This window comes from Streptomyces sp. SPB162 (assembly GCF_029504575.1).
GTDB lineage: Bacteria > Actinomycetota > Actinomycetes > Streptomycetales > Streptomycetaceae > Actinacidiphila.
Genome location: NZ_JAQFII010000001.1, coordinates 198,783 through 210,740, shown reverse-complemented (window position 1 = coordinate 210,740; position 11,958 = coordinate 198,783). Strand labels below are relative to the sequence as shown.

Below are 11,958 nucleotides of genomic sequence, written 5' to 3'. Positions count from 1 at the left end.
CCCCACCGGCGCCCCGCCGCGTCCGTTCCCTCCGTCCGTTCCCTTCGCCTCAGCGGGAGTCGTCATGAGAAGAACCTGTCATGCCCATGTAATTGCTGTGCTGATCGGCTGCACCTCCCTGGCGCTGGCCGCGCCGGCCCAGGCGGCCCACGCGCCGGCCGCCCAGGCAGCGCATCACACGCCCGCCCGCGCCGCCCTACCCGCGGGGGACGGCTGGGCGTCGTCCGGTGCCGGGACCACCGGCGGTCAGGCCGCCGACGCGGCCCACACCTTCACCGTCAGCACCCGCGCGCAGCTCGCCGCCGCCCTCAACGGCGGCGACGCCACCCCCAAGATCATCCAGATCAAGGGCACCATCGACGGCAACACCGACGCCGCCGGACAGCCGCTGAGCTGCGCGGACTACGCCACCGACGGCTATGCGCTGGACGCCTACCTCGCCGCGTACGACCCGGCCACCTGGGGGACCACCACCGTGCCCACCGGCCCGCAGGAGGACGCCCGTGCCGCCTCCGCCGCCCGGCAGGGCGCGCGGGTCCAGCTCCTGGTCGGCTCCAACACCACCATCGTGGGCGTCGGCAAGCACGCAAAGTTGCTCGCCCTCGACCTCCAGGTCAAGAACGCGGACAACGTGATCGTCCGCAACCTCACCTTCGAGGACGCGTTCGACTGCTTCCCGCAGTGGGACCCCACCGACGGCGCCACCGGCAACTGGAACTCCGAGTACGACAACCTCGTCGTCTACGGCGCCACCCACGTCTGGATCGACCACAACACGTTCACCGACGGCCGCCGTCCCGACGCCGCCCAGCCGTTCTACTTCGGGCGGATCTACCAGCAGCACGACGGAGAACTCGACATCGTCAAGGGTGCCGACCTCGTCACCGCCTCCTGGAACGCCTTCACCGACCACGACAAGACCCTGCTCTTCGGCAACAGCGACGGTGCCGCCGCCACCGACGCGGGCAAGCTGCGCGTGACCCTGCACCACAACCTGTTCAAGAACATCACCGAACGCGCGCCGCGGGTCCGCTTCGGCCAGGTCGACACGTACAACAACCACTACGTCGTGACCACGGGCCAGGAATACGTCTACAGCCTCGGCGTCGGCTTCAAGTCCCAACTCGTCGCGGAGGCGAACGCGTTCACGCTGCCCAAGACGGTCGGCGCCGACCGGGTCATCGCGTACTGGAAGGGCACCGCGATGACGGAGCACCACAACGTCGTCAACGGCAAGGAGACGGACCTCCTCGGCGCGTTCAACGCCGCCCACCCCGCCACGGTCATCGCCGGTGACGCGGGCTGGACTCCGGCGCTGCGCACCCGTGTCGACCGTCCGAGCGCGGTTCCGCACATCGTCGACTGCGGCGCGGGCGCCGGGCGGCTGTAGCAGCGCACTGCCGGGCGGGCCGGAACGGTCCGGCCCGCCCGGTCCCCTCCCACCAGCGAAGGAGTGGCCCCATGTCCCTCACCCGCAGAGCCGCCGTCCTGGGCGCCGCCGCCGCGGCCGCCGGCTCCGTCACCGGCTTCACCCGTCCCGGCTCCCGCTCCGCGCGGCCGTTCGGCCGCTACGGTTCGCCCGCCGGGCGCCGCGACGACCGCACCCGCTACGTCGACCCGCGGGGCCGCGGCGACCACCTGACCGTGCCGGCCGCGGTGTCCGCGACCCCGGACAACCCCGCCGAGCCGTGGACAGTCGTCCTCGCCGCGGCCGTCTACCGCGAGACGGTCACCGTCCCCGCCGCCAAGACCGGTCTCACGCTGATCGGCGCGAGCGGCGACGCCCGCGACACCGTCATCGTCTACGATCACGCCAACGGCACGCCGAAGCCCGACGGCTCCGGCACCTACGGCACCTCCGGCTCCGCCACCACCACGGTCCAGGCCGACGGCTTCACCGCCCGCGACCTCACGTTCGCCAACGACTGGCTGCGCGCGGACCACCCGGAGATCACCGGCACCCAGGCCGTCGCCCTCAAGACGACGGGCGACCGCGCGGCCTTCCACACATGCCGGTTCCTCGGCCACCAGGACACCCTGTACGCCGACACCCCGGCCAGGACCACCATCGCCCGGCAGTACTTCCACCGCTGCTACGTCGAGGGCGATGTCGACTTCGTCTTCGGGCGCGCCACCGCAGTGTTCGACACCTCCCACTTCCGCACACTGAACCGCACCGACCTGGCCTCGGCCCCGTACGGCTTCGTCTTCGCTCCCAGCACCGCCGTCTCCACCCCGTACGGCTACCTGGTCGTCCGTTCACGGATCAGCAGCACGGCCCCGGACGGCTTCTACCGGCTGGCCCGCCCCTGGGTGCCCAGCTCGGACACCACCGCGGTACCCATGCTCACCGTCCGCGACAGCCTGCTCGGCGCCGGCATCAACGCGCCCGAGCCGTACGCGAACATGTCGGCCGCGTACCCCTGGCAGAGCCAGCGCTTCCGCGAGTACCGCAACTGCGGCCCAGGTGCGGCGATTCCGGTTCCCGCCGACCGGCCGCAGCTCACCCCCGGAGAAGCGGCGGCCCAGACCCCGGCGGACTGGTTCGGCGACTGGGCTCCGTGGGAGGAATGCCGCTGACCGCCCCTCGTGGGAGGGAGCGGTCAACGGCATGGAACGCGGGTCAGGCGGACGAGCGGACGACGAGTTCCGTCGGCAGGATGACGGTGGAGGGGTCCTCGCCCGCGATGCGGGAGAGCAGGACCCGCACCATCTCCGAGCTGATCCGGTCCCACGGCTGGCGGACGGTGGTCAGCGGGGGACGCGTTCCCAGCGCGGCGGGGGAGTCGTCGAAGCCGCCGACGGCGACGTCCTGCGGAACCCGGCGCCTGGCCCGCTCCAGGGCGTTGAGGGCGCCCTGCGCCATCAGGTCGGAGGCGACGAAGACCGCGTCGAGGTCCGGCGCCCGCTCCAGCAGCCGGTCCATCGCCGACTCGCCGCTCGCGCGGCTGTAGTCGCCCTCGGCGATCAGCAGTTCGTCCGCGGGGAGCCCGACCTCGGCGAGCACCTCGCGGTAGCCGGCCAGCCGGTCCACGCCGCCCGGGGTGTCGAGCGGCCCGGTGACGGTGGCGATGCGCCGGCGGCCGGAACGGTGCAGATGGCGGACCATCTCCTGGGCGCCGTCGCGGTCGTCGGCGGCCACGTAGCTGACCTTCGACGAGTTGCCGAGCGGCTTGCCGCAGGCCACCAGCGGTATGCCCGCCTGCTGCAGCCGCTCGGCCATCGGGTTGCCGGAGTGGCTGGAGACGAGGAGGACCCCGTCCACGTGGCCCGCCGTGATGTAACGCGTTATCCGCCGCCGCTCGGACTCGGTGCCCGCGATCATCAGCAGCAGCGGGATGTCGTTCGCGGCGAGGGCCTGGGTGCAGCCACGCAGCAGCACGTTGAAGTTCGGGTCCTCGAAGAACTTCTCCTGCGGCTCGGTGAGCAGGAAGCCGACGGAGTCGGAGCGGCCCGTGATCAGGCTGCGGGCGTGCCGGTTGACGACGTATCCGGTCTTGCGGATGGCCGCGTTGACCGCTTCGAGTGCCGCCGGGCTGACGTTGATCCCGCCGTTGAGCACCCGCGACACCGTGCCACGCGAGACTCCCGCCTCGTGGGCCACGTCATGGATCGTCGGGGGGCGGCGCCGGTCTGTACGGCTCATGCGGGCAGGTCCTTCGCGAAGGTGCAGTGCTGGTCAGGACTTTACGGCGCCGGAGAGCAAATCCAGGCTCCAGAACCGCTGAATGACGAGGAACAGTGCGATCAGCGGGACGATTGCCAGCAGCGCGCCGGTGATCACAAGGGTGTAGAGGGCGGGGGCCGAGGCACCCTGCTGCAGCAGGGTGTAGAGACCCAGGGTCACCGGGAACTTCTCGTCGTCGCCGAGCATGATGTACGGCAGCAGGAAGTTGTTCCACACGGCCACGAACTGGAACAGGAAGACCGTCACCAGCCCCGGCAGCATCATGGGCAGCGCGATACGGGTGAAGATCCCCCACTCGCGCGCCCCGTCCATCCGGGCGGCTTCGACCACGTCGTCCGGGACGGCCGCGGCGGCATAGATCCGCGCGAGGTAGATGCCGTACGGGGACAGGATGCTCGGCAGCAGTACCGAGGTGTAGCTGTCGGCGAGTCCGGCCTTGGCCATCAGCAGGTACTGCGGGATCGCGAGGATGACCGGTGGCATCAGCACCCCCGTCAGCAGGATGTTGAAGATCGACTCGCGGCCCCGGAAGCGGTACTTGGCCAGCGCGTAACCGCTGAGCGCGGAGACCGCCGTGGACAGCAGCGCGCCCACACCCGCGTAGAAGAGGGAGTTCAGCATCCACTGCCAGTACACGCCGTCGCGGTAGGCCGACAGGTCGGCGACGTTCCGGGTGAATCCGGTGCCGGGCAGGAAGGTGAAGGTCGAAAAGAGCTCGCGGCTGCTCTTGGTCGAAGCGATCAGCACCCAGGCGACCGGCAGCAGGCAGTATCCGGCGCCGGCCAGCAGGACGACGGTGGGGATCAGCCCGGGGCGGCGCGAACGCCGGCTCTTCGGCGGGCCCTGGGCGGCGCCGGGGGTGGTCCCGGCGGCGGGCACGGTGCCGGGGGCGGTGGTCGTGGTGCTCATCGTGAGGCTCCCTGGGTGGTGCGGGAGTTGGCGGCCTTGAGGAAGCCGAAGGACAGGACGAGGGTCACCACGGCGATGACCACGGAGGTCGCGGCAGCCGAGTAGATGTCCCCGCGGACGAACGCGTCCTGATAGACCTTCATCAGTGGGCTCCAGGTGGTGGAGATGGAGTTGGTCAGCGGCTTGAGGGTGGTCGGTTCGCTGAACACCTGGAGGGTGGCGATGACGGAGAAGAAGAAGGTGAGGACGAGTGCGGGCGCCACCGTCGGGATCTTGACGCGCAGCGCGATCTGCAGCTCCGAGCAGCCGTCGATCCGGGCCGCCTCGTAGATCTCCACGGGGATCGCGCGCAGCGACGTGTAGATCACGATCATGTTGAATCCGGTGCCGCCCCAGACCGCGATGTTGCCGAGCGAGCCGAACATCGCGCCGCCGGAGAGCAGGTCGGGTTCCGGCAGCCCCATCGTGCCGAGCAGGTAGTGGAACGGGCTGACCGTGGGGAGGTACAGGAAGCCCCACAGCAGCGCCGCGACGACGCCGGGAACGGCGTACGGCAGGAAGATCGCCAGTCGGGTGAAGCCGCGCAGCCGGGTCCGCTGGGCATCCAGCATCAGCGCGAAGAGCAGCGCGAGCCCCAGCATGGTGGGCACCACGACCGCCCCGTAGCCGGCGATGCGCAGCGTGCCGTCGAGCAGCTCGCCGTCGTGCAGGACGCCGGTGTAGTTGGACAGGCCCGCCCACACCTCGTGGCGGGCGTTCTTGCCGAGGCCCAGGCCGCTGACCTCCACCTTGTGCAGGCTCAGGTAGACCGCGTAGCCGATGGGCAGGGCGAAGATCAGCGCGAACAGGACGGCCGCGGGGACGAGGAACCCGTACGGCGCGATGCGGGGCCCCGCGCTGCGCGTACGGGACGCGCGCGCGGGGGTGGCCTTCGTGGTGGCCGGTCGGTGAGTGGTCATGTTCAGGAGACCTTGAAACCTTGCTTGGTCATGTCGGCGACGGTGGTCTGCTGCATGGTGCCCAGCGCGGCGCCGAACTCCGACTTGTTCTGGGCGGCCTTCCCGAAGGTGTCCTTGAAGGCGCTGTAGGCGACGTTGACGTTGGGGCCCCAGGCGCCGGGGGCGGTGTGCTTCGCGATACCGGCGGCGGTGGTGTAGAAGTCCGGCTGGTTGGCGAAGAAGTCGGGGGCCGTGGCCAGCGCGCTGCCGGTCTGGGCCGCGGTGGCGGCGGGGTAGATGCCGCCCTCCTTCACCAGGGCGGCGACCGCCGTGGGGTCGGTGTTGAGCCACGTGGCGAACTTCGCGGCGGCGTCCTTGTGCTGCGAGTCGTTGGTGACGCCGGTGGTCGAGCCGCCCCAGCTGCCGGTCGTGTTCTCGCCCTTCTTCCACTGCGGCAGCGGGGCCATGGCCCACTTGCCCTTGGTGTCGGGGGCCGCGGAGGTGAGGACGCCGGGCGCCCAGACGGCGCTGACCCAGGCGATCTGGGTGCCGGTGTTGAGGGCCTTGTTCCACGCCGGGGTGTACATCGGCTGGTTGTCGATCGCCCCCTCCTTGACCAGGCCGCCCCAGAAGGCGGCGACCTTCTTGGAGGCGGCGTCGTCGATGCCGACGCCCCACTTGTCACCGCTGGTCGTCCACCACTTGGCGCCCGCCTGCTGGGCCAGGCCCGCGAACAGACCGGGGTCACCGCTGGAGAAGGTGGTCAGGGACTTCTTGGCGTCCTTCTGCTTCAGCGCGCGGGCGGTGGCCGCGAACTCGTCCCAGGTCGTCGGGACGGTCAGTCCGTACTGCCGGAAGAGGTCCTGGCGGTAGTAGAACATCAGCGGCCCGGTGTCCTGCGGTATCGCGTACAGCGCGTCCGAGCCGAGGGTGGCCTGCTGCCACACGCCGTCCGCGAAGTCCTTCTTGGTGGCGCCGGCCTGCTTCGAGATGTCGGCGAGCACGTCGTTGCTGACCAGGGTGGGCAGCGCCTGGTACTCGGCCTGCACCAGGTCAGGGGACTTGTGGGCCTTCGCGGCCGTGATGATCTTGGTGACCAGGTCGTCGCCCGACGCCTGCTTCTTCACCGTGACCTTGATCTCCGGGTGCTGCTTGTTCCAGATGTCGACGACCTTGTCCAGGCCGGGCGCCCAGGCCCAGTAGGTGAGGCTGACCGGTCCGGAGTCCTGCGCCTGGCCGGCACTGTCCGAGCTGCCGCCGCAGCCCGCGAGGAGGGCCGCGCCGACTGCGCCGACCATGACCTTGGCAATGAGAGAGGTACGCATGGGCTCGCTTCCCTGACAAGGGCGGCCGCATCGGTACGGCTGCCATCCATGCACTGTGAGCGTTCACAGTAGAGAAACCTCTAGGACACTTGTCAATGGTTGTTGCCATGCGGTTATCTGGGCCAAGTCGCCGAACAGGCGACTGTGCACGTTCCCAGAAATGATCCAGGAGTTCACATGCTGCCTCGCGTCCGTGGCTTGCTGTACGGCGGCGACTACAACCCCGAGCAGTGGCCTGAGGAGGTCTGGCAGGAGGATGTCCGGCTGATGCGCGAGGCCGGGGTGAGCATGGTCAGCGTCGGGATCTTCTCCTGGGCACTGCTCGAGCCCGCGCCGGGCGAGTACGACTTCGGCTGGCTCGACCGGCTGCTGGATCTGCTGCACGCGGGCGGCATCCGCGTCGATCTCGGCACCCCGACCGTCGCGCCGCCCGCCTGGTTCTACGCCGCCCACCCCGAGGCGCTGCCCGTCTCGCGGGAGGGCGTGCGCTACGGTTTCGGCTCACGCGGCGCGATCTGCCACAGCTCGCCGCACTACCGCGGCGCCGCCGCCCGGATCACCGAGCAGCTCGCCCTGCGCTACGGCCGGCACCCCGCGCTCGCGCTGTGGCACGTCCACAACGAGTACGGCGTCCCGGTCTCCGCCTGCTACTGCGAGACCTCCGTCGAGGACTTCCGGAGCTGGCTGCGCGCCCGCTACGGCACACTGGACGCACTGAACGCCGCGTGGGGCACGACGTTCTGGGGCCAGCGTTACGGCGACTGGACGCATGTCGACGCCCCCCGGCTGACCCCCACCGTCGCCAACCCCGCCCAGCAGCTCGACTACGCGCGCTTCTCCGACGAGACGATCCGCGCCAACTTCACCGCCGAGCGCGACCTCCTGCACCGGCTGGCCCCCGGCATCCCCGTCACGACCAACTTCATGACGGCACTCAGCCAGTGCGACTCCATGGACTACTGGGCGTGGGGCCGCGAGGCCGATGTCGTCAGCAACGACCACTACCTGATGACGGACGGCCGCCGCACCCAGGTCAACCTCGCGATGGCCGCCGACCTCACCCGTTCGGTCGCGGGCGGCGCCCCCTGGCTGCTGATGGAGCACTCCACCAGCGGCGTCAGCTGGCAGACGCGCAACCCCGCCAAGCGCCCCGGCGAGATGGCCCGCAACAGCCTGTCCCATGTCGCCCGGGGCTCGGAGGGCGCGATGTTCTTCCAGTGGCGCCAGTCGCGCTTCGGCGCCGAGAAGTTCCACTCCGCGATGCTGCCGCACGCCGGTACCGACAGCCGGATCTGGCGCGAGGTCGTGGCGCTCGGCGGCGACCTGGCTGCCCTCGCCGAGATCGCCGGCACCCGCACCGTCCCGGACGCCGCGATGGTCTGGGACTGGCAGTCCTGGTGGGCGCAGAAACTGGAGTGGCGCCCCACCGAGGACCACGACGCCCGCGAACGCGCCGACACCTTCTACGAGGCGCTCTACGACCGGCACCTGACCGTCGACTTCGCGCACCCCGAGGCCGACCTGTCGGGCTACCCGCTGGTCGTGGTCCCCGCGCTCTACCTCACCACCGAACGTGCCGGAGCCAACCTGCGCGCCTACGTCGAGGGCGGCGGCACCCTCGTCGTGTCGTACTTCTCCGGCATCGTCGACGAGCACGACAGCGTGCACCCCGGTGCCCACCCGGGCGCCCTGCGCGACGTCCTGGGACTGACGGTGGAGGAGCACGCGCCCCTGCTCGCGGGGGAGCGGGTGCGGATGGCGGCCGGTGACGGCGCCGAGCTGGAGGCCGATGTCTGGACGGAGTTCGTCGTCCCGCGCGGCGCCGAGCCCGTGTGGACCTACGTCGACGGTCCGGCTGCCGGGCACCCGGCCGTCACCCGCCACGCCCTGGGCGCGGGCAGCGCCTGGTACGTCTCCGCCCGGCTCGGAGCGGACGCGCTGGACGCGGTGCTGGCCGCCGCGTCGGCCGACGCCGGGGTCGGCCCGCGCGACGAGCTGCCGCGCGACGTCGAAGTGGTCCGGCGCACCGGCGAGCACGGCTCGTACCTCTTCGCGATCAACCACACCGGCGCGGAGACCAAGGTCCCGCTGGAATCCGCCGGCACCGAGCTCCTCACCGGCGAGCGCGCCGCGGGCCTCCTCGCCGTCCCGGCGGGCGCGGTCCGCGTGGTGCGGCTCGACGGCTGAGGCGGCAGGACACACCCCGCGCGCCGCCACGCAGGACACCCCCCACCCGCCCGTCGTCGAAGGGACATCGAGGGGGTGCCACGCGAGATCCCTGCTCCGCAGAACCGCCGGCACCGTTCTGGTACCACTGCCCGCCGCCCGCACCGTGCTCGCCGCCGCCGCCCGGCACGCGGCGGCGGCGAGCACGCTCACCCCGGCGGATTCGAGTCCGGCACGACGGGCTGAACATCGTGGAGGCCGTACCCGGCGGCCGCGGCCTGGGCGCCTTCCCTGGGGGGCCGACCTGGACCGCGGTGAGCGGGAACGGCTGGGATCCGGCCGACCCCACGTCGGGCAACGCCTGGGAGAACCAAGCCCTGTTCGACTAGGCCGTGTCTGACACATACCGGCGTCCGCCCGGAGGGCGGGGCCCGGGGCGTCTGGTGCGTGCGATCGCACGGCGGAGGGTCGCCCCTGTACTGGACGTACCGGGGCGGGCCCGACAACTGGGAGCCCCTCCCAGCGGTAGCTGGGGGAGAGCGCGCGTGCCAGGCGTCCCGGGCCAGGCGGGATGTGTCAGACCCGGCCTAGGGCGACAGGGTTCTGCCCGCGACGAAGTGGTTCGCCCACCGCTGATCACGACGACAGCCGTCGATGCGCCGGATGCGGGCGACTATGCATCTGGCAAGGGCGGAGCATAGCTCAACGCTGCGTGTTTTCGCCGGAAATCATATTACGTCCGCATCCGAAGCATCGCCGTGCGTAGTCTCTCGGTCACCGTAGTGCAGTTGAGTCGCCAACTGCCGCGAACCGAGAGGCTATTCGCGTGCCCGGAATCGATGAGTGCCTACTCGAAGCGATGGGCCTGCCCGGTGCACGGGGCGCCTCCGTCGTCGAGTGGACCACGGGACTGGCGCTCGGCACTCTCGGCGCGTCCCCCACGAACGACCACGAGACCACCGCGGTCGAGACGGCCGAACTGGCCCGCATGGCCGCCGAGCACACCGCCTTCGCGCCCCCCGCCAACAACGGCGGCGAGGGCGGCGACGGCGTCAAGGGGCCCTCCGTCGAGGACGTCCTGGTCACCACCCCCACCAGCTACCACCTGCTGTGCTTCGTCGACACCACCTTCGACAGCAGCGTGTTCTTCCACCTCTGGCTCGACCGTGACGAGGGAAACCTCGCCCTCGCCCGGCTCCGGCTGCAGAACCTGGCCGAGCGTCTGGTGCTCGGATGAGGACGCTGAACCCCTCGATGCTGGTCCGGATGGCCGGAGACCGGGCCACCGGAGCGCTGCTCCGGGAGACCGGCACGGTCTACCTGCTCGACGGCGAGGTCGTCCACGCCGAGAGCCCCGCCGCTCCCGGCGTCGACGTCCTGCTCCTCGCCCGCCGCCGGCTCTCCGCCGCGGAGTGGCAGGAGGCGATCGACCGGTCCGGCGCACGGTGCCGGGTCGGCCGCGGCCTCGTCGAGAGCAACCTGCTCACCAGCGGGGAGCTGGAGATATGCCATCTCGGCGCGGTCTTCGACGCCGCGTTCTTCGCGCTCGCGCCCAGGACCGGCCCGACCCGCTTCCGCTACGGAGCCACCCACTGGTTCGGGCCCGTGCGTCCGCTGCCCGCCGAACTCGTCGAACGCGAGACCCGGCGGCGGGAGGAACTGCTGGACCAGCTCTGGCCGCACCCCGAGGTCGACAGCGCGCCCGTCGTACGCCGCCAGGCGGACGGCAACCCCGCCGTCACCCCGCGCCAGCGCGCCGTCCTGGAGCTGGCGGACGGTGTGCGGACCCCCCTCGCGATGGCCCGGCTGCTGGGCCGCCCCGCCTTCCACACCCTCGTCGACGTGCGACGGCTGGCCGCCGCAGGACATGTGCGCACCCCTCGCCGTTCGACGGCCGCGGAGCCCTCTCCCATACCCGCCTGGGTCGCGGACCTGTCCGCGGACCCCGACATATCCCTGCTGCGCCGACTGCGTGACGCATTGGAGGCAACTCTGTGATCTTCCGGACCCCCCATGAGGCACCGGCATCGCCGTCATGAGACGCGCACTGAGACAGCGCGCCGAAAGGAGACAACTGATGGCGACGGAGGCCGATGTCATGGAAGAGCTCCGCAGGTTACGGGCCCGCGTTCCGCACCTCACCGGGGTTCTCGCCGCGAGTACCGACGGTCTGGTAGTGGCCCAGGACTTTCCCACCCCGGAGTCCGAGACCGTCGCCGCGCTCAGTGCGGCCGTGCTCTCGGTCGCGCTGCGCCTGGCGGACGGGACCGACCGGGGCGCGTTCCGAGAACTGCTGGTCCGGGGCGAGCAGGGCTATGTCGCGACCTACGCGGCGGGGCTCTCCGTCGTGCTGACCGCGTGGGCGGGCACCGACGCCAACGTGGGCCGGCTCCACCTGGAGGCCCGCCGGTGCAGTGCGCGCATCGCCGAACTGACCGACGGGGCGCTGCTCCGACCCGAGTCCACCTGACCGCACCACCGTTCCGACGCACCAACGACCGCACCATCTCGCACAGACCGGAAGGAAGTACCCGCTCATGGGGAACATCGAGACCTGCCTCAAGGAAGCGACGACATCGATCGAGGGCACGCTGGGTGTCGCGCTCGTCGACTACACCAGCGGCATGGCCCTGGGCACCCTGGGTGGTGGAAAGGACCTCGATCTGGCGGTCGCCGCCGCGGGGAACACCGATGTGGTGCGCGCCAAGGTGCGCACCATGGAGATGCTCGGCCTCAAGGACGACATCGAGGACATCCTCATCACCCTCGGCACGCAGTACCACCTGATCCGGCTGATCAAGGGGCGGGGCAAGAACGGCCTCTTCCTCTATCTGGCACTGGACAAGGGCCGCGCCAACCTGGCGATGGCCAGGCATCAACTCAAGCGCATCGAAGCCGATCTGGAGGTCTGACGGCGTCCACACCACGCGGC

Annotated in this window: 12 protein-coding genes; 8 read left to right on the top strand and 4 right to left on the bottom strand. The window is 70.9% G+C overall.

The window, feature by feature from the left end; genetic code table 11:
* Positions 1 to 64 precede the first annotated feature (64 nt).
* Entirely contained in the window at positions 65 to 1,390 is a 1,326-nt protein-coding gene (locus M2266_RS01015) for a pectate lyase (protein ID WP_277436344.1), read from the top strand.
* A 71-nt stretch (positions 1,391 to 1,461) separates the two neighbouring features.
* Positions 1,462 to 2,580 carry a pectinesterase family protein gene (locus M2266_RS01010; protein WP_277436343.1) on the top strand — a complete coding sequence of 373 codons (1,119 nt, stop codon included), beginning with the start codon at positions 1,462 to 1,464 and terminating at the stop codon, positions 2,578 to 2,580.
* A gap of 43 nt (positions 2,581 to 2,623) precedes the next feature.
* Here M2266_RS01010 and M2266_RS01005 read toward each other — a convergent pair whose 3' ends face one another.
* Genes M2266_RS01005 through M2266_RS00990 form a run of 4 tightly spaced genes read right to left on the bottom strand, consistent with a single transcriptional unit; the run spans position 2,624 to position 6,860 of the window.
* On the bottom strand, positions 2,624 to 3,646 hold the full coding sequence (locus M2266_RS01005; protein WP_277436342.1) for a LacI family DNA-binding transcriptional regulator: 1,023 nt from the start codon (positions 3,644 to 3,646) through the stop codon (positions 2,624 to 2,626).
* A gap of 33 nt (positions 3,647 to 3,679) precedes the next feature.
* Positions 3,680 to 4,597, bottom strand: a complete 918-nt coding sequence (locus tag M2266_RS01000; RefSeq protein ID WP_277436341.1) for a carbohydrate ABC transporter permease — start codon at positions 4,595 to 4,597, stop codon at positions 3,680 to 3,682.
* Complete coding sequence (locus tag M2266_RS00995; RefSeq protein ID WP_277436340.1) at positions 4,594 to 5,556, bottom strand: sugar ABC transporter permease; 963 nt, start codon at positions 5,554 to 5,556, stop codon at positions 4,594 to 4,596. The genes M2266_RS01000 and M2266_RS00995 overlap by 4 nt, the downstream gene beginning before the upstream one ends.
* Positions 5,557 to 5,558: 2 nt before the next feature.
* Entirely contained in the window at positions 5,559 to 6,860 is a 1,302-nt protein-coding gene (locus M2266_RS00990) for an extracellular solute-binding protein (RefSeq protein WP_277436339.1), read from the bottom strand.
* Between the two features lie 177 nt (positions 6,861 to 7,037).
* Between M2266_RS00990 and M2266_RS00985 the strand changes: the two genes are divergently transcribed.
* From M2266_RS00985 to M2266_RS00960, 6 genes are all read left to right on the top strand, one after another.
* Entirely contained in the window at positions 7,038 to 9,047 is a 2,010-nt protein-coding gene (locus M2266_RS00985; RefSeq protein WP_277436338.1) for a beta-galactosidase, read from the top strand.
* Positions 9,048 to 9,277: 230 nt separating this feature from the next.
* On the top strand, positions 9,278 to 9,415 hold the full coding sequence (locus M2266_RS00980; RefSeq protein WP_277441420.1) for a hypothetical protein: 138 nt from the start codon (positions 9,278 to 9,280) through the stop codon (positions 9,413 to 9,415).
* Between the two features lie 437 nt (positions 9,416 to 9,852).
* Positions 9,853 to 10,263 (top strand): hypothetical protein, encoded by a 411-nt coding sequence (locus tag M2266_RS00975; protein ID WP_277436337.1) that lies wholly within the window; start codon positions 9,853 to 9,855, stop codon positions 10,261 to 10,263.
* Positions 10,260 to 11,024: a transcriptional regulator gene (locus M2266_RS00970; RefSeq protein ID WP_277436336.1), complete on the top strand. Its 765-nt coding sequence runs from the start codon at positions 10,260 to 10,262 to the stop codon at positions 11,022 to 11,024. Before M2266_RS00975 ends, M2266_RS00970 begins: the two co-directional genes overlap by 4 nt.
* Positions 11,025 to 11,061: 37 nt before the next feature.
* The gene (locus tag M2266_RS00965; protein WP_277436335.1) at positions 11,062 to 11,496 is read left to right on the top strand and encodes a roadblock/LC7 domain-containing protein; all 435 of its coding nucleotides are present in this window, start codon (positions 11,062 to 11,064) and stop codon (positions 11,494 to 11,496) included.
* A gap of 67 nt (positions 11,497 to 11,563) precedes the next feature.
* On the top strand, positions 11,564 to 11,938 hold the full coding sequence (locus M2266_RS00960) for a hypothetical protein (protein ID WP_277436334.1): 375 nt from the start codon (positions 11,564 to 11,566) through the stop codon (positions 11,936 to 11,938).
* The last annotated feature ends 20 nt before the right edge of the window (positions 11,939 to 11,958 follow it).